This window comes from Streptomyces caelestis (genome assembly GCF_014205255.1).
Classification (GTDB): Bacteria; Actinomycetota; Actinomycetes; order Streptomycetales; family Streptomycetaceae; genus Streptomyces; species Streptomyces caelestis.
Map to the genome: position 1 here is coordinate 2,091,764 of NZ_JACHNE010000001.1, position 21,662 is coordinate 2,113,425.

At 69.9% G+C, this 21,662-nt stretch carries 20 protein-coding genes; 9 read left to right on the forward strand and 11 right to left on the reverse strand.

All coding sequences use genetic code 11. The annotated features are described in order from the left end of the window. Positions 1-15 precede the first annotated feature (15 nt). Genes HDA41_RS09465 through HDA41_RS09490 form a run of 6 tightly spaced genes read right to left on the reverse strand, consistent with a single transcriptional unit; the run spans position 16 to position 5,775 of the window. A complete protein-coding gene (locus HDA41_RS09465; protein WP_184982472.1) occupies positions 16-1,287 on the reverse strand; it encodes a cysteine desulfurase in 1,272 nt (423 codons plus the stop codon). Further along, a complete protein-coding gene (sufC, locus tag HDA41_RS09470; RefSeq protein WP_184982473.1) occupies positions 1,284-2,048 on the reverse strand; it encodes a Fe-S cluster assembly ATPase SufC in 765 nt (254 codons plus the stop codon). The genes HDA41_RS09465 and sufC overlap by 4 nt, the downstream gene beginning before the upstream one ends. A 7-nt stretch (positions 2,049-2,055) precedes the next feature. Beyond that, positions 2,056-2,373, reverse strand: coding sequence for a non-heme iron oxygenase ferredoxin subunit (locus tag HDA41_RS09475; protein ID WP_020273986.1), 318 nt, complete (start codon positions 2,371-2,373; stop codon positions 2,056-2,058). Then, complete coding sequence (gene sufD / locus HDA41_RS09480) at positions 2,370-3,554, reverse strand: Fe-S cluster assembly protein SufD (protein WP_184982475.1); 1,185 nt, start codon at positions 3,552-3,554, stop codon at positions 2,370-2,372. Before sufD ends, HDA41_RS09475 begins: the two co-directional genes overlap by 4 nt. Before the next feature lie 59 nt (positions 3,555-3,613). After that, positions 3,614-5,035: a Fe-S cluster assembly protein SufB gene (gene sufB / locus HDA41_RS09485; protein ID WP_184982477.1), complete on the reverse strand. Its 1,422-nt coding sequence runs from the start codon at positions 5,033-5,035 to the stop codon at positions 3,614-3,616. After that, positions 5,032-5,775 carry a helix-turn-helix transcriptional regulator gene (locus HDA41_RS09490; protein ID WP_184982479.1) on the reverse strand — a complete coding sequence of 248 codons (744 nt, stop codon included), beginning with the start codon at positions 5,773-5,775 and terminating at the stop codon, positions 5,032-5,034. Before HDA41_RS09490 ends, sufB begins: the two co-directional genes overlap by 4 nt. 161 nt (positions 5,776-5,936) lie before the next feature. Here HDA41_RS09490 and HDA41_RS09495 point away from each other — a divergent pair, with 161 nt between their 5' ends. The 4 genes from HDA41_RS09495 (at position 5,937) to HDA41_RS09510 (ending at position 9,576) form a co-directional block, all read left to right on the forward strand. Beyond that, positions 5,937-6,779, forward strand: coding sequence for an AAC(3) family N-acetyltransferase (locus tag HDA41_RS09495; protein WP_184982481.1), 843 nt, complete (start codon positions 5,937-5,939; stop codon positions 6,777-6,779). A 31-nt stretch (positions 6,780-6,810) separates the two neighbouring features. Next, positions 6,811-7,734 (forward strand): ABC transporter ATP-binding protein, encoded by a 924-nt coding sequence (locus HDA41_RS09500; protein ID WP_184982483.1) that lies wholly within the window; start codon positions 6,811-6,813, stop codon positions 7,732-7,734. A gap of 50 nt (positions 7,735-7,784) precedes the next feature. Then, complete coding sequence (locus HDA41_RS09505; protein WP_221511996.1) at positions 7,785-8,501, forward strand: ABC transporter permease; 717 nt, start codon at positions 7,785-7,787, stop codon at positions 8,499-8,501. Between the two features lie 67 nt (positions 8,502-8,568). Then, entirely contained in the window at positions 8,569-9,576 is a 1,008-nt protein-coding gene (locus HDA41_RS09510; RefSeq protein ID WP_184993277.1) for a COX15/CtaA family protein, read from the forward strand. Between the two features lie 98 nt (positions 9,577-9,674). Here HDA41_RS09510 and HDA41_RS09515 read toward each other — a convergent pair whose 3' ends face one another. The 3 genes from HDA41_RS09515 to HDA41_RS09525 form a co-directional block, all read right to left on the reverse strand. Then, on the reverse strand, positions 9,675-10,781 hold the full coding sequence (locus tag HDA41_RS09515; RefSeq protein WP_184982487.1) for an amidohydrolase family protein: 1,107 nt from the start codon (positions 10,779-10,781) through the stop codon (positions 9,675-9,677). 174 nt (positions 10,782-10,955) lie between these two features. Then, a complete protein-coding gene (locus HDA41_RS09520; protein ID WP_184982489.1) occupies positions 10,956-11,288 on the reverse strand; it encodes a hypothetical protein in 333 nt (110 codons plus the stop codon). A 58-nt stretch (positions 11,289-11,346) separates the two neighbouring features. Then, positions 11,347-12,264 (reverse strand): heme o synthase, encoded by a 918-nt coding sequence (locus HDA41_RS09525; protein WP_184993279.1) that lies wholly within the window; start codon positions 12,262-12,264, stop codon positions 11,347-11,349. Positions 12,265-12,647: 383 nt separating this feature from the next. Between HDA41_RS09525 and tkt the strand changes: the two genes are divergently transcribed. Genes tkt through pgl form a run of 5 tightly spaced genes read left to right on the forward strand, consistent with a single transcriptional unit; the run spans position 12,648 to position 19,322 of the window. Continuing rightward, a complete protein-coding gene (gene tkt, locus HDA41_RS09530; RefSeq protein WP_184982491.1) occupies positions 12,648-14,735 on the forward strand; it encodes a transketolase in 2,088 nt (695 codons plus the stop codon). Between the two features lie 34 nt (positions 14,736-14,769). Next, complete coding sequence (gene tal / locus HDA41_RS09535; protein WP_184982493.1) at positions 14,770-15,888, forward strand: transaldolase; 1,119 nt, start codon at positions 14,770-14,772, stop codon at positions 15,886-15,888. 4 nt (positions 15,889-15,892) lie between these two features. After that, positions 15,893-17,416, forward strand: a complete 1,524-nt coding sequence (zwf, locus tag HDA41_RS09540; protein WP_184982495.1) for a glucose-6-phosphate dehydrogenase — start codon at positions 15,893-15,895, stop codon at positions 17,414-17,416. Further along, the gene (opcA, locus tag HDA41_RS09545; protein ID WP_184982497.1) at positions 17,413-18,540 is read left to right on the forward strand and encodes a glucose-6-phosphate dehydrogenase assembly protein OpcA; all 1,128 of its coding nucleotides are present in this window, start codon (positions 17,413-17,415) and stop codon (positions 18,538-18,540) included. Before zwf ends, opcA begins: the two co-directional genes overlap by 4 nt. Then, positions 18,537-19,322 (forward strand): 6-phosphogluconolactonase, encoded by a 786-nt coding sequence (gene pgl, locus HDA41_RS09550; protein WP_184982499.1) that lies wholly within the window; start codon positions 18,537-18,539, stop codon positions 19,320-19,322. Before opcA ends, pgl begins: the two co-directional genes overlap by 4 nt. A gap of 138 nt (positions 19,323-19,460) precedes the next feature. On the opposite strand, the gene HDA41_RS09555 is transcribed toward pgl, so the two are convergent. Together HDA41_RS09555 and HDA41_RS09560 are read right to left on the reverse strand one after the other, a co-directional pair. Further along, on the reverse strand, positions 19,461-20,300 hold the full coding sequence (locus HDA41_RS09555; protein WP_184982501.1) for a carbohydrate ABC transporter permease: 840 nt from the start codon (positions 20,298-20,300) through the stop codon (positions 19,461-19,463). Beyond that, the gene (locus HDA41_RS09560) at positions 20,297-21,658 is read right to left on the reverse strand and encodes an ABC transporter permease (RefSeq protein ID WP_184982503.1); all 1,362 of its coding nucleotides are present in this window, start codon (positions 21,656-21,658) and stop codon (positions 20,297-20,299) included. Before HDA41_RS09560 ends, HDA41_RS09555 begins: the two co-directional genes overlap by 4 nt. Positions 21,659-21,662 lie beyond the last annotated feature (4 nt).

Sequence of the window (21,662 nt, forward strand, 5' to 3'; positions counted from 1 at the left end):
CGTCTAGCACGCCCCTCAGCCGAAGAAGTTCCGTACGTGCTCCAGGCCGTCGACCAGTGCGTCGATCTCGGCCGGCGTGGAGTACAGATAGAACGACGCTCGCGTGGTCGCAGGAATTCCGTACCGCAGGCAGACCGGCCGCGCGCAGTGGTGACCGACCCGGACCGCGATGCCCTGCTCGTCGAGGACCTGGCCCACGTCGTGCGGGTGGATGTCGCCGAGGGTGAAGGAGATCGCCGCCCCGCGCTCCTCGGCCGTGGTCGGGCCGATGATGCGCAGATCCGGGACCTCCAGCAGCCGCTTCACGGCGTACTCGGTGAGCGCGTGCTCGTGGGCGAGGATCTTGTCCATGCCGATCGAGTTGAGATAGTCGATCGCCGCACCCAGGCCCACCGCCTGCGCGACCGGGGGCGTGCCCGCCTCGAACTTGTGGGGCGCCGGGGCGTAGGTCGAGGAGTGCATCGAGACCGTCTCGATCATCTCGCCGCCGCCGAGGAACGGAGGCAGGTCCTCGAGGAGCTCCTGGCGGCCCCACAGGACGCCGATACCCGTCGGGCCGCACATCTTGTGGCCCGTGAAGGCCACGAAGTCGGCCTGGAGGGCCTGCACGTCCAGCGGCATGTGCGGCGCGGCCTGCGAGGCGTCGATGCAGACCAGCGCACCGACCTCCTGGGCGCGGCGCACGATCGCCTCGACCGGGTTCTGGGTGCCCAGGATGTTGGAGACCAGCACGAAGGAGACGATCTTCGTCTTCTCCGTGATGACCTCGTCGATGTTGGACAGGTCCAGGCGGCCGTCGTCGGTGAGGCCGAACCACTTCAGCTTCGCGCCCGTGCGCTGCGCGAGCAGCTGCCACGGGACGATGTTGGAGTGGTGCTCCATCTCCGTGATGACGATCTCGGTCTCGGAGTCCACGCGGTAGGGCTCGTCGGCCCAGCCCAGCATGTTCGCCACGAGGTTGAGCGACTCCGAGGCGTTCTTGGTGAAGATCACCTCGTCCCGCGACGGCGCGTTGATGAACTCCGCGACCTTGTCGCGCGCGCCCTCGTACAGCGCCGTGGCCTCCTCGGCGAGGACGTGCACGCCACGGTGGACGTTGGCGTTGTAGCGCTCGTAGTACTCGCTGAGGGCGTCCAGCACCTGACGCGGTTTCTGGCTCGTCGCCGCGTTGTCCAGGTACACGAGCTTCTTACCGTCGTGGACCTGGCGGTCCAGGATGGGGAAGTCCTTGCGGAGCGCCTCGCCAAGAAGATTCGACTCAGTGAGGAGGCCCGGCAGCTGTGTCACGCGGATGCGCCACCCTTCGTGTATGCCTCGTAGCCCTCTTCCTCCAACTTGTCGGCGAGCTCGGCGCCGCCGGACTCGACGATCCGGCCGCCGGAGAAGACGTGCACGTGGTCGGGCTTGATGTAGCGGAGGATGCGCGTGTAGTGGGTGATCAGCAGGGTGCCGACCTCGCCCGTGTCGCGGACGCGGTTCACACCCTCCGACACGATGCGCAGGGCGTCGACGTCCAGGCCGGAGTCGGTCTCGTCGAGGACCGCGATCTTCGGCTTGAGGAGCTCCAGCTGGAGGATCTCGTGGCGCTTCTTCTCACCGCCGGAGAAGCCCTCGTTGACGTTGCGCTCGGCGAAGGACGGGTCGATGTTGAGGCGCTGCATGGCCTCCTTGACCTCCTTCACCCAGGTGCGCAACTTGGGGGCCTCGCCGCGGATGGCGGTCGCGGAGGTGCGCAGGAAGTTCGACACGGAGACACCGGGGACCTCGACCGGGTACTGCATCGCGAGGAACAGACCGGCGCGGGCACGCTCGTCGACGGACATCTCCAGGACGTCCTCGCCGTCGAGGGTGACGGTGCCGCCGGTGATGGTGTACTTCGGGTGTCCCGCGAGGGAGTAGGCGAGGGTCGACTTGCCCGAGCCGTTGGGGCCCATGATGGCGTGCGTCTCGCCCTGCTTCACGGTGAGGTCGACACCCTTGAGGATTTCCTTCGTGCCGTTCTCGACCTCGACGGTGACGTGCAGGTCTCGGATTTCAAGCGTAGCCATGGGTGCCTCAGGACTCCTGGGTGAGGGAGACGAGCACGTCGTCCCCTTCGATCTTTACGGGGTATACGGGGACGGGGCGCGTCGCGGGAAGGGCGTCGGGCTTGCCGGAGCGGAGGTCGAAGCGCGAGCCGTGCAGCCAGCACTCGATGTGGCAGTCGTCGACCTCGCCCTCCGACAGGGAGACGTTCGCGTGCGAGCAGATGTCGTGGATCGCGAACACCTCGCCCTCGGTCTGCACGATGGACACGGGCGTGCCGTCGAGTTCCACCCGCTTCGGGGTGTCCTCCTCCAGCTCGCCCAGTCCGCAGGCGCGTACGAAGGTCATGCGACCGCCGCCTCCAGCTCCTCCTCGATCTTGGCGATCAGGCGCTCCTCGATGTCCGGGAGGCCGATCTGCTGGACCAGCTCGGCGAAGAAGCCGCGGACCACCAGCCGGCGGGCCTCGTGCTCCGGGATGCCGCGGGCCATGAGGTAGAAGAGCTGCTCGTCGTCGAAGCGGCCGGTGGCCGAGGCGTGGCCGGCGCCGACGATCTCGCCGGTCTCGATCTCGAGGTTCGGTACGGAGTCCACGCGCGCCCCGTCCGTGAGGACCAGGTTGCGGTTCATCTCGTACGTGTCCGTGCCCTCGGCGGCGGCCTCGATGAGCACGTCGCCGATCCACACCGCGTGCGCGCCGTCGCCCTGGAGCGCGCCCTTGTAGACGGCGTTCGACTTGCAGTGCGGGACGTTGTGGTCGACCAGGAGGCGGTGCTCCTGGTGCTGGCCCTGGTCGGTGAGGTACAGGCCGAACAGCTCGGCCTCGCCGCCGGGGCCGGCGTAGCTGACGCGCGGGTGCAGCCGGACGACGTCGCCGCCGAAGGTGACGACGACCGACTTGAAGGAGGCGTCGCGGCCGACGAGGGCGTTGTGCTGGGCGACGTGGACGGCCTTGTCGTCCCAGTCCTGGACGGAGACGACCGTCAGCTTGGCGCCGTCGCCCAGGAGGTAGTCGACGTTGGCGGCGAGCACCGCGTCACCGGTGTGGTCGATGACCACGACGGCCTCGGCGAAGGCGCCCAGCTCGATCACCTGGTGGCCGAAGGCGGTGCCGCCCTCGCCGTGCACCGCGATGCGGATCGGCTCGGTGAGGACGGTGTCCTTCGGGACGGTCACGACCGAGGCCTTCTCGAAGGCCGAGTAGGCCTGGGCGGCGACGCGGTCCACCGGGGTGCCCGCCTTGCCGAGCCGCGCGTCGTCGCGCCCGACGGTCTCGACGGTGACGCCCTCGGGGGCCTGCACGTCGACCTTCACGCCGTTGCCGTCGGCCACGGCGGTGCCGTCGTGCAGCCCGCGCAGGCGCTCCAGCGGGGTGAACCGCCACTCCTCCTCACGGCCGTGCGGAACGGGGAAGTCCGCGACGTCGAAGGAGGGGGGCGCGCTCATGCGGGTGGCGACGGTTGACTCGGCCGCCACCGCGATCGAGCCGGTGGTGGTGGAACCCACCGGAATGTTCTGAGCCTCAGCCATGGCTGTCGTAGTGCTCGCTTTCCGTTGCGTAAGGGGCTTGATGGGGACTGCGGCGGGGATTAGCCGACCGCGCCTTCCATCTGCAGCTCGATCAGCCGGTTGAGCTCCAGCGCGTACTCCATGGGGAGCTCCTTGGCGATGGGCTCGACGAAGCCGCGCACGATCATCGCCATCGCCTCGAACTCGCTCAGACCGCGGCTCATCAGGTAGAAGAGCTGGTCCTCGGAGACCTTGGAGACGGTGGCCTCGTGGCCCATGGACACGTCGTCCTCGCGGACGTCCACGTAGGGGTAGGTGTCCGAGCGGGAGATCGTGTCGACCAGCAGCGCGTCACAGAGCACGTTCGACTTGGAGCCCGCGGCGCCCTCGCCGATCTCGATCAGACCACGGTAGGACGTACGGCCGCCACCGCGCGCGACGGACTTCGACACGATGTTGGACGACGTGTTCGGCGCCATGTGGACCATCTTGGCGCCCGCGTCCTGGTGCTGGCCCTCGCCGGCGAAGGCGATGGACAGCGTCTCGCCCTTGGCGTGCTCGCCCATCAGGTAGACGGCCGGGTACTTCATCGTCACCTTGGAGCCGATGTTGCCGTCGACCCACTCCATGGTCGCGCCCTCGTAGGCCACGGCGCGCTTGGTGACCAGGTTGTAGACGTTGTTCGACCAGTTCTGGATGGTCGTGTAGCGGCAGCGGGCGTTCTTCTTGACGATGATCTCGACGACCGCGGAGTGCAGCGAGTCCGACTTGTAGATCGGGGCGGTGCAGCCCTCGACGTAGTGCACGTAGGCACCCTCGTCGACGATGATCAGGGTCCGCTCGAACTGGCCCATGTTCTCCGTGTTGATACGGAAGTAGGCCTGGAGCGGGATCTCCACGTGGACGCCCGGCGGCACGTAGATGAAGGAGCCGCCCGACCACACGGCGGAGTTCAGCGACGCGAACTTGTTGTCGCCGACGGGGATGACGGTCCCGAAGTACTCCTTGAAGAGCTCCGGGTGCTCCTTCAGGGCCGTGTCGGTGTCGAGGAAGATGACGCCCTGCTCCTCCAGGTCCTCACGGATCTGGTGGTAGACGACCTCCGACTCGTACTGCGCGGCGACACCGGCGACGAGGCGGTTCTTCTCGGCCTCGGGGATGCCCAGCTTGTCGTACGTGTTCTTGATGTCCTCGGGCAGGTCCTCCCAGGAGGCCGCCTGCTTCTCCGTGGAGCGTACGAAGTACTTGATGTTGTCGAAGTCGATCCCCGACAGGTCCGAGCCCCAGTTCGGCATGGGCTTCTTCTCGAACAGGCGCAGGCCCTTGAGACGGAGCTTGGTCATCCACTCCGGCTCGTTCTTCTTGGAGGAGATGTCCCGGACGACGTCCTCGTTGATACCGCGCTTGGCAGAGGCGCCGGCCGTGTCGGAGTCGGCCCAGCCGTATTCGTACTTGCCCAGACCCTCGAGCTCAGGGTGGGCAGTCTCCGTGGGGAGTGTCATGCGGGGTTCCTCCCGGCCGTGCTTGCAGATGCGTTGTGGGAAATCTTGGGGATGAACGTCGTGCAGACGCCGTCGCCGTGCGCGATGGTGGCGAGCCGCTGTACGTGTGTACCGAGCAACTCGGCGAAAAATTCCGTCTCCGCCTCGCACAGCTGCGGGAACTGCTCGGCGACGTGGGCGACCGGGCAGTGGTGCTGGCAGAGCTGCTCACCCTTCTGCGGGTGGGGCGCACTGCGCGCCGTAGCAGCGTACCCGTCCGCGCTCAGCGCCTTGGCCAGCGCTTGTGTCCGCTGCTCGGGCGCGGCGGCCTCGACCGCCTCGCGGTACGCGCCCGCCTGTGCGGCGATCCTGGCGCGGGCGAAGGCGGCGATCGCCTCGTTGCCGCCCTCGCGGTCGGCGATCCAGCGCAGCGCGTCCGCCGCGAGCTTGTCGTACGACTGGTCGAAGGCGTCCCGGCCGCAGTCGGTCAGGGCGAACACCTTGGCCGGCCGGCCGCGGGTGCGCGCGCCGTAGACCCGCTGCTCGCGCGCCTCCACGACACCGTCGCCCGCGAGGGCGTCGAGGTGCCGGCGCACGGCCGCCTGGGTGAGACCCAGCCGCTCGGCGAGCTCGGCGACGGTCGACGGGCCGTGGTCCAGGATGGACCGCGCGACTCGGTTGCGGGTGGACCGCTCCCCGGTCGCGAGCTCCTCCTGAGGGGACCCCGTGGGGGCCTCCCGAGCCTCGCCGACGTTTTTCACAACGCCATTGTTGCGTAATTCATCGGGGCCGGGCAAGCGGCGTCCGGCCACACCGAAGGTGCCCTGCGTCACTTAGGTAAAGCTAACTTGACCTGCGGAAACGATCTCTGACCGATCAAAACGGTGGCATGCCGAGGCCGCTTCGGGGACACTCCCGAACCATGTCCACACCCCCTCCGACCGGCCCTCTTGTCACCCGGGACACCCTGCGCGCGCAGCTGTCCGAGCTGGGTGTGCGCCCCGGTGAGACCCTCCTCGCGCACTCCTCGCTCAGCTCCCTCGGCTGGGTCAACGGCGGCGCCGTCGCGGTCGTGCAGGGACTGCTCGACGCGCTCGGCCCTCAGGGCACCCTGGTGGTTCCGACGCAGACCGGCGACCTCTCCGACCCGGCGCTGTGGAGCAACCCGCCCGTACCCCCGGACTGGTGGGAGACCATCCGCGCCACGATGCCCGCCTACGACCCCCGGATCACGCCCACCCGCGGGGTCGGCGTCGTCCCGGAGACCGTGCGCACCTGGCCCGGCGCGCTGCGCAGCGCCCATCCGCAGACCTCGTTCGCGGCGGTCGGCCCGCGCGCGGCGGAGGTGATCGAGGGGCACGCGCCCGACTGCCGGCTCGGCGAGCGCAGCCCGCTCGCGAAGCTGGAGGCCATGGGCGCCCGGGTCCTGCTGCTCGGGGCGGGCTACGCCTCCTGCACCAGCTTCCACCTCGCCGAGTACCGGATACCGTCCCCGCGCGTCGCCGTGGGCAGGCCGGGCCCGGACGGCTGGGAGACCGTGACCGAGGTGTCGATCAGCTCGGACCGGTTCGACGAGCTGGGCTACGACTTCGAGCGGGACCGTCCCGTCGTACGCGGAAAGGTCGGGGCGGCCGAGGCGCGGCTGTTCCCGGTGGCGGACGCGGTGGCCTACGCCGAACAGTGGCTGACGGTCCACCGGCCCCGTGAGGAGGAGTTCCTGCACCCTCTCTCTGCTCCGCTCGAGCGGGGGGACCCCCAGGTCTGAGGCCCCGCGCACGTACCTAGACTCTGGAGACATGCGAAGTGAGCCCGTGGTCCAGGTCCAGGCCCTGGTGAAGCGGTACGGCACGAAGACCGCGGTGAACGGGCTCGACCTGGTGGCCCGGGAGGGTGTGACCGCCGTGCTCGGCCCCAACGGGGCGGGCAAGACGACCACGGTCGAGACCTGCGAGGGGTACCGGAAGCCGGACTCCGGCACGGTGCGCGTCCTGGGCCTCGACCCGGTCGGACAGTCGCAGGAGCTGAGGCCCCGCATCGGCGTGATGCTCCAGTCCGGCGGCGTCTACTCGGGCTCCCGCGCCGACGAGATGCTCCGCCACGTGGCCAAGCTGCACGCCCACCCCCTGGACGTGGACGCGCTCATCGAACGCCTCGGGCTCGGCTCCTGCGGCCGTACGACGTACCGGCGGTTGTCGGGCGGACAGCAGCAGCGGCTCGCCCTCGCGATGGCCGTGGTCGGGCGCCCCGAGCTGGTGTTCCTGGACGAGCCGACCGCCGGGCTCGACCCGCAGGCCCGCCGCGCCACCTGGGACCTGGTCCGGGACCTGCGCGACGACGGTGTCTCCGTGATCCTCACCACCCACTACATGGACGAGGCCGAGCAGCTCGCCGACGACGTGGCGATCATCGACGGGGGCCGGGTCATCGCCCAGGGCTCCCCGGAGGAGCTGTGCCGGGGCGGTGCCGAGAACACGCTCCGCTTCTCCGGCCGCCCCGGGCTGGACGTCGGCTCGCTGCTGAAGGCCCTGCCGGCCGACTGCTCGGCCGCCGAGCTGACGCCGGGTTCGTACCGGGTCGTCGGCAAGATCGACCCGCAACTGCTCGCGACGGTCACCTCCTGGTGCGCCCAGCACGGCGTGATGCCGGAGAAGATCTCGGTGGAACGGCACACCCTCGAAGACGTCTTCCTGGAGCTCACGGGTAAGGAGCTGCGTTCGTGACCGCCACCGGCACCTATGCGCCGAAGCCGGGGGCCGCGCCCCTCCCCCGCATGATCGCGGCCCAGGCCGCGCTCGAGACGAAGATGCTGCTGCGCAACGGCGAGCAGCTGCTGCTGACCGTCGTCATCCCGACGCTGCTCCTGGTCCTGTTCAGCACCGTGGACATCGTCGACACGGGCGCCGGCGAGGCCGTCGACTTCCTCGCCCCCGGCATCCTCGCGCTCGCGGTGATGTCGACGGCGTTCACCGGCCAGGCGATCGCGACCGGCTTCGAGCGCCGCTACGGCGTCCTGAAGCGGCTCGCCTCCTCGCCTCTGCCGCGCTGGGGTCTGATGACGGCGAAGACGCTGTCCGTGCTGGTCACCGAGGTGCTCCAGGTGATCCTGCTGACGGTGATCGCCTTCGCGCTCGGCTGGTCGCCGCAGGGCAATCCGTTCGCCGTCCTGCTGCTCCTGGTCCTCGGGACGGCGGCCTTCTCGGGCCTCGGTCTGCTGATGGCCGGGACGCTGAAGGCCGAGGCGACGCTCGCCGCCGCCAACCTGGTGTTCCTGCTGCTACTCGTCGGCGGCGGGGTCATCGTGCCGCTCGACAAGTTCCCCTCCGCCGCGCAGGACCTGCTCGGCCTGCTGCCCATCTCGGCCCTGTCGGACGGCCTGCGGGACGTGCTCCGGCACGGGGCCGGGATGCCCTGGGCCGACCTGGGGATCCTGGGTGTCTGGGCGGTCGTGGGGCTGGCGGCGGCCGGACGGTTCTTCCGCTGGGAGTGAGGCCATGACGGCTGGGAGAAGGCCCATGACGGACCCTCGTGAAAGCGTGCACAAGCAGCGCCCTACGATGGGTCGCGTGCCAAAAGTGACCCCCGCCGAGGCCAGGGCGGCCCTGCGCAACCCCCTCGCCTTCATCGCCGCGCGCTGGACCCCTGAACCCCGGACGGTCCAGCGCGCGGCCCTCTCCGCGATCGTGATGTCGGTGCTCATCGTGGTCACCGGCGGAGCCGTACGGCTGACCGGCTCGGGCCTCGGCTGCCCGACCTGGCCCAAGTGCACCGCGGACTCACTCACCGCGACCAGCGCGATGGGCGTCCACGGCGCCATCGAGTTCGGCAACCGCATGCTGGCGTACGTGCTGAGCGCCGCCGTCGGCTGGGCGATCATCGCCGCGCGCTCCCAGAAGCCGCACCGGCGCAGCCTGACCCGGCTGGGCTGGGCGCAGTTCTGGATCGTGATGAGCAACGGGGTGCTGGGCGGCATCGTGGTGCTGGTCGGGCTCAACCCGTACACGGTCGCGGCCCACTTCGTGGCGACGTCCGCGCTCATCGCGGTGGCCACGGTGATGTGGCAGCGCACCCGTGAGGGCGACGCGCCGCCGCGCCCGCTGGTCGGCAAGGCTGTGCGGCAGCTGGTGTGGTTCCTGGTCGTCGCGGCCGTGCTGCTGATCCTGGTCGGCACGGTGGTCACCGGCGCCGGCCCGCACGCCGGCGACTCCAGCGGGGTCGAGCGGATGCCGGTCGACTGGGAGACGGTGAGCAAGCTGCACGCCGTGCTGGCGTGGATCGTGGTGACGCTGACGTTCGCCCTGTGGTTCGTCCTCAAGGCGGTCGACGCGCCGCGCGACCCGCTGAACCGCACCCGCGAACTGTTCCTGATCCTGCTCGCGCAGGGCGTCATCGGCTACGTCCAGTACTTCACGGACCTGCCAGAGCTCCTGGTCGGCCTGCACATGTTCGGCTCGGCCGTGATGTGGATCTGGGTGCTGCGGGTGGTGCTGTCGCTGCGCGAACGGCCTGAGGTCGTGGCCGACGTGCCCGGTCCCGCGCCCGAGGCCACCCTGACGAAGGCCTAGGCCTGTCGTTTGGATCAGATCGCAGACGCGGGGCCTGGCACGCGCGTCTGCGCTGAAAAGGTGCCGTCGATTCCCTGCGACCTGATCCAAACGAGGCCCTAGTCCAGCCCGTACACCCGGCGCGCGTTCCCCGACGCCAGCATCCCCGCCACCCGTTGCGCGTCGGCCAGGGACCACGCGCCCTCGGCGACCCAGGTGCCGAGCACCCGGCCGAGCGCCTCGCGGAAGAGCCGGGCGCCCACCACGTGCAGCTCGGGCAGCCCCTGGGCGCCGCTGGAGAACAGGATCTTGCCGAACGGGGCCAGCTCCAGGATCTCCGCGAGGACGGTCGCGGCGCGGGCGCCGGTGCGCACCAGGGCGGCGCCGGAGTCGACGTAGACGTGCGGGAAGACGCCGGCCAGGTGGGCGGCGTGCCGGTGGTACGGGTAGCCGTGCAGCAGGACGAGGTCCGTGCCGAGACCGGCCGTGGCCCGTACGAAGTCCGTCAGCAGCACCGGATCCGTACGGTCCATCCGCAGGCCCGGCGCGCCGAGCCCCGCGTGCAGCTGGAGCGGCAGGCCCGAGGCGACGGCGCTCCACAGCAGGTGCCGCAGCAGCACGGGGTCGCTCAGCTCTCCACCGACACCGCGCCCCGCGAGCCAGCGGCCGACGGCCCCCCGCACCTCCCCCGGCCCCGGCGGCTCGGGGGCGAGCGCGAGGCCGTGCCGTACGCCCGCGACCGAGGTGAAGGCGACGGCGTTCCCGGCGGCCGCGTGCACGGACTCGGCGAGGTTCGCGAGGAAGGACTCGACGGTCCCGGAGGTGTCGGCGACCTGCTCGGCGAGCAGCTCCAGCCGTACGATCTCGCGGGCCTCGGCGGCTCCGGCGGAGGCCAGTTCGCCGGGTTCGGTCAGATCACCGGGCAGGCCCGTGTCGACCAGGTACGTCGTGATGCCGCTGCCGCGCAGGAGCCGGCGGGCGGACTCCAGGACACCCAGTTCGCGGCGGCGGGCCAGGTAGCGGGCGGGCGCGCAGTGCGGTTCGAGGCCGAGCAGGGGTGGGCACCAGCGCCGCACGGCGAAGCCGGTCTGGGTGTCGAAAAGGGTGGTGCCGGGGGCGGGTGGGCCCTCCGTGCGGGAGAGGTGGGCCTCGAAGGTGCCGAGGCCCAGCTCTGTGCGGAGCACTCCGTGGCAGTACTGGTCCACTAGGGACGGCGTTTCGATCATCCGGGCTCCCCGGGGTGGACCCTGTTGTTCCTAAGGGTCCTAACGGGTGAACCGGGTTGAGGTCGCGGTTCCGTCGTGGGTGCGTCGGTGTGTTCGGCGGGTGCGGGTCCGTTGTTGTTGCTCGCGCCCACGCGGCGGAGCCGCACACCGACACAGCCCCGCGCCCCTAAGGGGTCAGTCGTTCTTCGGGCCGCCTACTTGGATCCCCGCCATGCGCGACCACTCGTAGCGGCCCGTCTTGACCTTCGCGGCGAACTCGCCGTCGAAGGACTCGTGGCGGGTGATGCCCGCCTTCTCCACGGCCTTCTCGGCGATCTCGTAGGTCGGGGCGACCAGGTCGCCCCAGTTGCCGTCCTCGCCGACCAGGACGATGCGGGCGCCGCGCTCGCCGAGGTAGGCGACCTGGCCCTCGGCGCCGCCGTGGGCCTTGGAGAAGGAGGAGATCTGCTTGGCCAGCCGGGCCACCTTGCGCTCGGCCTTCGGGTCAACCTGCTGCGTCTCTGCCATGACCAGGATGCTACTCACGAGTAGATCGACTGGCGAGAGCAGGGCCCTGTGACGTACGTCAGCGCAGGAAGGGGTCGACCGCGACGGCCACGAACAGCAGCGAGACGTAGGTGATCGACCAGTGGAACAGGCGCATCTCCTTCAGCTTCGCGCCCGTCACCTCCGCCTTGGCGCGGTTCTGCAGGCCGTGCGCCTCCCAGAGCCAGAAGCCGCCCGCCAGCAGGGCGACCGCCGTGTAGAACCAGCCGGTGTAGCCGAGCGGGGTCAGCAGAAGCGAGACGGCCACCATGACCCAGCTGTAGATCACGATCTGCTTGGCGACGACCTTGTTGGAGGCGACCACCGGCAGCATCGGCACGCCCACGCGCGCGTAGTCCTCCCTGACCTTCATGGACAGCGGCCAGTAGTGCGGCGGCGTCCAGAAGAACATGACGAGGAACAGGATGATCGGCGCCCACGACATCGAGTTCGTGACCGAGGACCAGCCGATCAGCACCGGCAGGCAGCCGGCGATGCCGCCCCACACGATGTTCTGCGAGGTACGGCGCTTGAGGATCATCGTGTAGACGACGACGTAGAAGAGGAGCGCGCCGAGGGAGAGCCAGGCGCTCAGCCAGTTCACCGTGAGGCCGAACAGCAGTGTCGAGGCGACGGCCAGGGTGATGCCGAAGACGAGGCACTCGCGCGGGCTGACCATGCCGGTGACCAGCGGCCGCTGCGAGGTGCGGTCCATCAGCGCGTCGATGTCGCGGTCGATGTACATGTTGAGCGCGTTGGCGCCGCCCGCGGACATGTAACCGCCGACGCAGGTCAGCAGCACCAGCGTCAGGTCGGGCACGCCCTGCTGCGCCAGGAACATCACCGGAACCGTCGTGATCAGCAACAGTTCGATGATCCGTGGCTTGGTGAGAGCCACGAACGCCTTGACACGGGCCCCGAACGGCCGGTGGGCCGGGCTCTGGTCCGCCCCGAGCATCCCCGCTGGACGGGATTCAACGGCCGTCACGCACACCCCTACAGAGACATCCCAGCAAGCCTCACCCGTGTGAAGTACCGGTAAAGGCTCGCGCGTACCACGCCACTTTAGACGTTGCCCAGAGTCGGACATTCGCGGGGGTCGGGTCGTGTTGGAGGGCGGCTCCCGAAGGGCGCGTGGCAGCTCGATTGAGCACCCGGATGAGCGGCTCCGTATTCACCTGTCGAAGGGGATACAGCCCAGTCAGGGGGCGGATCCAAACGTGTCCCGGCACTCTGGAGTGACTCGAAAGAACGCACGTCCCACGGGGGTAGGCTCGGCTGCGGCCGGTGGACGCCCCGATACACCGGCATCCGACATGTGGAGAGGAGCCCTGACCCAGGGTGAGCACCAAGCCGACCACAACAGACCTCGAGTGGACCGAGTTGGACCAGCGGGCCGTTGACACCGCGCGTGTCCTGGCCGCCGATGCCGTACAGAAGGTCGGTAACGGCCATCCGGGTACGGCGATGAGCCTCGCGCCTGCCGCCTACACCCTCTTCCAGAAGGTGATGCGGCACGACCCGGCGGACGCCGACTGGGTCGGGCGGGACCGCTTCGTGCTGTCCGCCGGCCACTCGTCCCTGACCCTCTACACCCAGCTGTACCTGGCCGGTTTCGGCCTGGAGCTGGACGATCTGAAGTCCTTCCGCACCTGGGGTTCGAAGACGCCGGGCCACCCCGAGTACGGGCACACGACCGGTGTGGAGACGACGACCGGCCCGCTCGGGCAGGGTGTCGCCAACGCGGTGGGCATGGCGATGGCCGCCCGCTACGAGCGCGGTCTGTTCGACCCGGAGGCCCCCGAGGGCGAGTCCCCCTTCGATCACTTCATCTACTGCATCGCCGGTGACGGCTGCCTCCAGGAGGGCATCTCCGCCGAGGCCTCGTCGCTGGCGGGCCACCAGAAGCTGGGCAACCTGATCCTGCTGTGGGACGACAACCACATCTCGATCGAGGGCGACACCGAGACGGCCGTCTCCGAGGACACCGCCAAGCGCTACGAGGCCTACGGCTGGCACGTGCAGCGGGTCGAGCCGCAGGAGAACGGCGACCTGGACCCGGCCGCGATCTACGCGGCGATCCAGAAGGCCAAGGCCGTCACGGACCGGCCGTCGTTCATCGCGATGCGCTCGATCATCGCCTGGCCGGCCCCGAACGCGCAGAACACCGAGGCCGCGCACGGCTCGGCGCTGGGCGAGGACGAGGTCGCCGCGACCAAGCGGGTGCTGGGCTTCGACCCGGAGCAGAGCTTCGGGGTCGCCGACGAGGTCATCACGCACACCCGCAAGGCGCTGGAGCGGGGCCAGGCGGCCCGTGCGGTGTGGGAGAAGGCGTACCAGCAGTGGCGGGACAACAACCCCGAGCGCGCCGCCGAGTACGACCGGATCGCCAAGGGTGAGCTGCCCACCGGCTGGGAGGAGAAGATCCCGGTCTTCGAGGTCGGCAAGGGCGTGGCCACGCGTGCCGCCTCCGGCAAGATCCTCCAGGCGCTCGGCGCGGTCGTTCCCGAGCTGTGGGGCGGCTCGGCCGACCTGGCCGGCTCCAACAACACCACGATCGACAAGACCAGCTCCTTCCTCCCGGCGGACAACCCGCTGCCGGAGGCGGACCCGTACGGCCGCACGATCCACTTCGGTATCCGCGAGCACGCGATGGCCGCCGAGATGAACGGCATCGCGCTGCACGGCAACACCCGGATCTACGGCGGCACGTTCCTGGTCTTCTCCGACTACATGCGCAACGCGGTGCGGCTGTCGGCGCTGATGCACCTGCCTGTGACGTACGTGTGGACGCACGACTCCATCGGCCTGGGCGAGGACGGCCCGACGCACCAGCCGGTCGAGCACCTGGCCGCGCTGCGCGCGATCCCGGGCCTGAACATCGTGCGCCCGGCGGACGCCAACGAGACCGCCATCGCCTGGCGCGAGATCCTCAAGCGCTGGACGAAGGAGTTCGGCAAGGGCCAGCCGCACGGCTTGGCGCTGACCCGTCAGGGCGTGCCGACCTACGAGCCCAACGACGATGCCGCCAAGGGCGGTTACGTCCTGTTCGAGGCCGACGGCGGCGAGCCCGACGTCATCCTCATCGCCACCGGCTCGGAGGTGCACGTCGCCGTCGAGGCGCGCGAGCAGCTCCAGGGCGCCGGCGTGCCCACCCGCGTGGTGTCCATGCCGTCGGTCGAGTGGTTCGAGCAGCAGGACCAGGGGTACCGGGACAGCGTTCTGCCGCCGTCCGTCAAGGCGCGTGTCGCGGTGGAGGCGGGGATCGGCCTGACGTGGCACAAGTACGTCGGGGACGCCGGCCGCATCGTTTCCCTGGAGCACTTCGGTGCTTCGGCCGACGGCAAGGTCCTTTTCCGCGAGTTCGGCTTCACTGCCGAGAACGTGGCCGCCGCCGCGCGGGAATCGATCGCCGCAGCTCAGCGCTGACGCTCATATACGACACGTAGGAGATGGAATTTCCATGACAGACGCACTGAAGCGCCTCTCCGAGGAGGGCGTCGCGATCTGGCTGGACGACCTGTCCCGCAAGCGGATCACGTCCGGCAACCTCGCCGAGCTCCTCGACCAGCAGCACGTCGTGGGCGTCACCACCAACCCGTCGATCTTCCAGAAGGCGATCTCGCAGGGTGACGGTTACGACACGCAGCTGACCGACCTCGCCGCCCGCAAGGTCACCGTCGAAGAGGCCATCCGCATGATCACGACGGCGGACGTCCGCGACGCCGCCGATGTCCTGCGCCCCGTCTTCGACGCCACCGGCGGCAAGGACGGCCGGGTCTCGATCGAGGTCGACCCCCGCCTGGCGCACAACACGCGGGCGACGGTCGCCGAGGCCAAGCAGCTCGCGTGGCTGGTGGACCGGCCCAACACCCTCATCAAGATCCCGGCGACCGAGGCGGGTATCCCGGCCATCGCCGAGACCATCGGCCTGGGCATCAGCGTCAACGTCACGCTGATCTTCTCGCTGGAGCGCTACCGCCTGGTCATGGACGCGTTCCTGACCGGCCTGGAGAAGGCCAAGGAGCGCGGCCTGGACCTGTCGCAGATCCACTCGGTGGCGTCGTTCTTCGTCTCCCGCGTGGACACCGAGATCGACAAGCGGATCGACGCGCTCGGCACCGACGAGGCCAAGGCGCTGCGCGGCAAGGCCGCCATCGCCAACGCCCGTCTGGCCTACCAGGCGTACGAGGAGGTCTTCTCCTCGGACCGCTGGAACGCCCTGGAGAAGGCGGGCGCCAACAAGCAGCGTCCGCTGTGGGCGTCCACCGGCGTGAAGGACAAGGCGTACAAGGACACCATGTACGTCACCGAGCTGGTCGCGCCGAACACGGTGAACACCATGCCGGAGGCGACCCTGTTCGCCACCGAGGAGCACGGCGAGATCACCGGCAACACCGTCGCCGGCACGTACGAGCAGGCCCGCGCCGACCTCGACGCCGTCGAGAAGCTCGGGATCAAGTACGACGACGTGGTCCGGCTGCTGGAGGAGGAGGGCGTCGAGAAGTTCGAGGCGTCCTGGACCGACCTGCTGAAGTCGACCGAGGCCGAGCTCAAGCGCCTCGCCCCTTCGGAGGGCTGAACAGGTGTCGAGCAGCAACCCGCTGCGTGACCCCGCGGACCGACGGCTCCCGCGTATCGCGGGGCCGTCGGGCCTGGTCATCTTCGGCGTCACGGGCGACCTGTCCCGCAAGAAGCTCATGCCCGCCGTGTACGACCTCGCCAACCGGGGTCTGCTGCCGCCGGGCTTCTCGCTGGTGGGCTTCGCCCGCCGCGAGTGGGCGCACGAGGACTTCGCCCAGGAGGTCCACGACGCGGTCAAGGAACACGCCCGCACGCCCTTCCGCGAGGAAGTCTGGCAGCAGCTCATCCAGGGCATGCGCTTCGTGCAGGGCACGTTCGACGACGACGACGCGTTCGAGCGGCTGCGCTCCACGATCGAGGAACTCGACAAGGCACAGGGCACGGGCGGCAACTTCGCCTTCTACCTGTCCGTGCCGCCGAAGTCCTTCCCGGTGGTCATCCAGCAGCTGAAGAAGCACGGGCTGGCCGACCAGAAGGGCGGCTCCTGGCGGCGCGCGGTCATCGAGAAGCCGTTCGGGCACGACCTGAGGTCGGCCGAGGAGCTCAACAAGGTCGTCCACGAGGTCTTCGCCCCGGACCAGGTCTTCCGCATCGACCACTACCTGGGCAAGGAGACCGTCCAGAACATCCTGGCGCTGCGCTTCGCCAACACGATGTTCGAGCCGATCTGGAACCGGTCCCTCGTCGACCACGTGCAGATCACGATGGCCGAGGACATCGGCATCGGCGGCCGGGCCGGGTACTACGACGGTATCGGCGCCGCCCGTGACGTCATCCAGAACCACCTGCTCCAGCTCCTGGCGCTCACCGCCATGGAGGAGCCGGCCTCCTTCGACGCGGACGCGCTGGCCGCCGAGAAGACCAAGGTGCTCGGCGCGGTGAAGCTGCCCAAGGACATGGGCCGGGACACCGTGCGCGGCCAGTACGCGGCCGGGTGGCAGGGCGGCACGAAGGTGCGCGGCTATCTGGAGGAGGACGGCATCAACGCCTCCTCGAAGACCGACACCTACGCCGCCATCAAGCTGGAGATCGACAACCGCCGCTGGGCGGGCGTCCCCTTCTATCTGCGCACCGGCAAGCGCCTGGGCCGCCGCGTCACGGAGATCGCGGTCGTCTTCCAGCGGGCCCCGCACTCCCCCTTCGACACGACGGCCACCGAGGAGCTGGGCTCCAACGCGATCGTCATCCGCGTCCAGCCGGACGAGGGCGTCACGGTCCGCTTCGGCTCGAAGGTCCCCGGCACGTCGATGGAGATCCGGGACGTGTCGATGGACTTCGCGTACGGCGAGTCCTTCACGGAGTCCAGCCCGGAGGCGTACGAGCGTCTCATCCTGGACGTCCTCCTCGGAGACTCGAACCTCTTCCCGCGTACCGAGGAGGTCGAGCTGTCCTGGAAGATCCTCGACCCGATCGAGGAGTACTGGGACACCAACGGCAAACCCGCCCAGTACCCGGCCGGTACCTGGGGGCCCGTCGAGGCGGACGAAATGCTCGAGCGACACGGACGGAGCTGGCGCCGGCCATGAAGACAGACCTCACGGACACCACGGCCAGCAAGATCAACAAGGCGCTGGTGCAGGGCCGCCGGGCGATCGGCACCCCGGCGGTCGGGATGGTGCTCACGCTGGTCATCGTGACGGACGAGGAGAACGCCTACGACGCGCTGAAGGCCGCGAGCGACGCCTCGCACGAGCATCCCTCGCGCACCCTCGTGGTCATCAAGCGCGTCTCCCGCTCGCCCCGCGACCGTACGCAGTCCCGCCTCGACGCGGAGGTCCGGGTGGGCGCGGAGGCCGGCACCGGCGAGACGGTGGTGCTCCGGCTGTACGGCGAGGTCGCCGACCACGCCCAGTCGGTGGTGCTGCCGCTGCTGTTGCCGGACGCCCCGGTGGTGGTGTGGTGGCCGGTGAACGCGCCGCTCGACCCGGCGAAGGACCCGCTCGGTGCCCTCGCCCAGCGCCGCGTCACCGACACCTACGCCTCCGAGCAGCCGGTACGGGACCTGGCCACCCGGTCCGGGACCTACACCCCCGGCGACACGGACCTGTCCTGGACCCGCATCACGCCCTGGCGTTCCATGCTGGCGGCCGCCCTCGACCAGGTCACCTGCGAGGTCAGGGCCGTCGAGGTGGAGGGCGAGGAGTTCAACCCGAGCTGTGAGCTGCTGGCGATGTGGCTCGCGGACCGGCTGGACGTCCCCGTGAAGCGGTCGCTGTCCGGCGGCCCCGGTCTGACGGCGGTCCGCATGGACACCAGCTGCGGCGCGATCACCCTGGACCGTGCCGACGGGTCCCTCGCGACCCTCTCCATCGAGGGCCAGCCGGCCCGTGGTGTGGCGCTCAAGCGCCGGGAGACGGCCGAACTGATCGCGGAGGAGCTGCGGCGGCTGGACCCGGACGACACGTACGCGTCGGCGCTGCGGTACGGGGTGGACCGGCTGACGGCGTCCTGGCCGGCTCCGGCGCCGCGGGCCTCTGCCGAGGGACCGGTGGCCAAAGGGGAGCCCAAAAGTGGAGGCCGAGAGCGATTCGCCCTCCCCGCTCCCGTCGAAACGGCTGCGAAAGCTCCCGCTGCGGAAGCGACGGCGCAGGCACCGGTGAAGCAGGAACCGCCCAGGTTGGAACCGGTAAGGAAGGCACCGACGAAGTGAGTACGGCACCGCAGCTGGTCGTCCACCGTGACAAGGAGCTGATGGCCCAGGCCGCGGCGGCCCGGCTGATCACGAGGATCGTGGACGCGCAGGCCTCCCGGGGTTCGGCGTCCGTGGTCCTGACGGGCGGCCGCAACGGCAACGGCCTGCTGGCCGCCCTGGCCGCGGCGCCCGCCCGGGACGCCGTCGACTGGAGCCGGCTCGACCTCTGGTGGGGCGACGAGCGGTTCCTGCCCGAGGGCGACCCGGACCGTAACGTCACGCAGGCGCGGGAGGCACTGCTCGACTCGGTGCCGCTCGATCCGAAGCGGGTGCACGCGATGCCCGCGTCGGACGGCCCGTACGGCACCGACGTGGACGCGGCGGCGGCCGCGTACGCGGAGGAACTGGCGCGGGCGGCGGGCCCGGAGAACCACGGGCCCGTGCCGACGTTCGACGTCCTGATGCTGGGGGTCGGGCCGGACACGCATGTGGCGTCGCTGTTCCCGGAGTTGCCGGCGGTCCGGGAGACCGACCGCACGGTGGTCGGCGTCCACGGCGCGCCGAAGCCGCCGCCGACCCGGGTGACGCTGACGCTGCCGGCGATCCGTTCGGCCCGGGAGGTGTGGCTCCTGGCCGCGGGCGAGGACAAGGCCCAGGCCGCGGCGATCGCCCTCTCCGGCGCGGGGGAGATCCAGGCACCGGCGGCGGGAGCGTACGGCCGCAGCCGGACGCTGTGGCTGCTGGACGCGGCGGCGGCTTCGCAACTGCCGCGGTCGCTGTATCCGCCGGCTTCGGCCTGAGGTACCAGGGGGCTCCGCCCCCTGGACTCCCGTGCCTTCGCCCCCCAGTTGTCCCTGTCAAGGGCAGTTTCGGGTGGTGGGTGGGCATAGGCGGGGGTCCAGGGGGCGGAGCCACCTGGTATCGCGAACAGGCAGCGGCTACTTGACCGACCCCGCCATCACGCCCTGCACAAAGTGCCTCTGGAACGCGAAGAACACGACGACAGGCACGACCAGGGACACGAACGCCCCGGGCGCCAGAACATCGATGTTGCTCCCGAACTGCCGTATCTGCGATTGCAGTTCCACCGTCAGCGGCTGCGAGGAACTGTCGGCGAACAGCAGCGCCACCAGCATGTCGTTCCACACCCACAGGAACTGGAAGATGGCCAGGGAGGCGATCGCCGGCCGCCCCACCGGCAGCACGAGCCGCGTGAAGATACGCCATTCGCTGCCGCCGTCCATCCGCGCGGCCTCCAGCATCTCCTTCGGCATCTCGGCGAAGTAGTTCCGCAGCAGGAACACCGCGAACGGCAGGCCGTAGGCCACGTGGAAGAGGACGACCCCGGGGATCGTGCCGAACAGCCCCAGCTGCCCGAAGAGTTTGGCGACCGGCAGCAGCCCGATCTGCACGGGCACCACCAGCAGCGCGACCACGACGAGGAAGATCGTCTCCCGCCCGAGGAAGTCCAGCCACGCGAAGGCGTATCCCGCGAGCGCCGCGATCACCACGACCAGCACCGTCGTAGGCACCGATATCAGCACCGTGTTCCAGAACGCCTGCGTGATGCCCGAGTGCTGCAGCAGCGAGGAGTAGTTGTCGAAGGACAGCTGCCCGGGGCTGGTGAACACCGTCCACCAGCCGCCCTTGGCCGTGTCCTCGGCGGACCGCAGCGAGGACAGGAACAGCCCGGCCAGCGGCGTCATCCACACCAGGCCGACCACCACGAGGAAGGCCTGGACGACTCCGTTGCCCAACCCGCGCCGAACCGCGTTCATCGCTGACTCCTTCGGAAACGGCGGACGTTGAACACCATGGCCGGAACCACCAGCAGCAGGAGCAGCACACCGAGCGCGCTGCCGAGCCCCTGGTTGTTGCCGCCGCCGAACGACACCAGCCACATCTGGGTCGCGAGCACGGTCGCGTCCTCCTGCACCGGCCCGGGGGCGATGATGTAGACGAGGTCGAAGACCTTCATCACGTTGATGACGAGGGTGATGAACACGACCGTCAGCACCGGTGCCAGCAGCGGAACCGTGATCCGCCGGAAGATCTGCCACTCGTTCGCGCCGTCCATCCGCGCCGCCTCCAGCGCGTCCCGCGGCAGCGTCGACAGGCCCGCCCCGATCAGCACCATCGCGAAGCCGGTCCAGATCCACAGGTACGCGCCGATGATCGCCGGTGTGACGAGCGCCGGTCCGAGCCAGGAGACGCCCTCGTAGGGCGGGGCGAAGTTGGACGCCGGCAGCTTCACCGCGTACGAGCCCGGTGCGAGTCCCTCGAAGCGGAAGGAGCCGTCGGACGCGGTGGTCGCCGTGGCGACGGGCTTGCCGTCGCGCACCGCCTCGACCTTCATCTGAGGCAGTCCGCTCTCCCGCCGGTCGACCTTGCCCTGCTCCCCTCCCCCGCCGGGCGTGAAGTCCAGGTAGACCACGCCGCGCAGTTCGTCGGGGGCGGCCTTCTGCCCCGCCGCCGCGTACGCGGGCCGCGTCCCGCCGGGCAGGTCGCCGGGCAGCACGCCGACCAGGCCCAGCGTCACCGCGTCGCCCGGGGACATGCTCTTACTCGTGCGGTACGAGCCGTCCTTGTCCTTCGTCAGGCCCTGTCCATCGCGCGCCCGGGCCGTCGGGTACGAGGACTGCGCCTCGAAGGCGTCGTGGACGGAGACGACCGCGGCGTTCAGGACGCCCTTGTCCGGGTCCTCGTCGTAGGCGAGCCGGAAGATGATGCCGGCGGCGAGGAAGGAGACCGCCATCGGCATGAAGAGGAGCAGCTTGAAGGCGGTGGCCCAGCGGACCTTCTCCACCAGGACGGCCAGGATCAGTCCGAGGCCGGTCAGCAGGGTCGGGGCCACGACGACCCAGATGGCCGTGTTGCGGACGGCCGTGAGGGTCGCCGGGTCGCGGAACATCTCGGCGTAGTTCTCGCCGCCGACGAAGGTCGTCCCGGAGGCGTCGAAGAAGCTGCGGCCGACGCTGAACAGCACGGGGTAGACGACGAGCGCGCCGAGCAGCAGCAGCGCGGGCAGCACGAACAGCAGGGCGACGATCTTCCCGCGCCGGCGCAGCCGCCGTGTGCGGTCGGCGACCGTGACGGGCGGTGGGGGGTTCGTCTCTTTGACGAGGGTCGCTGTCATGGCG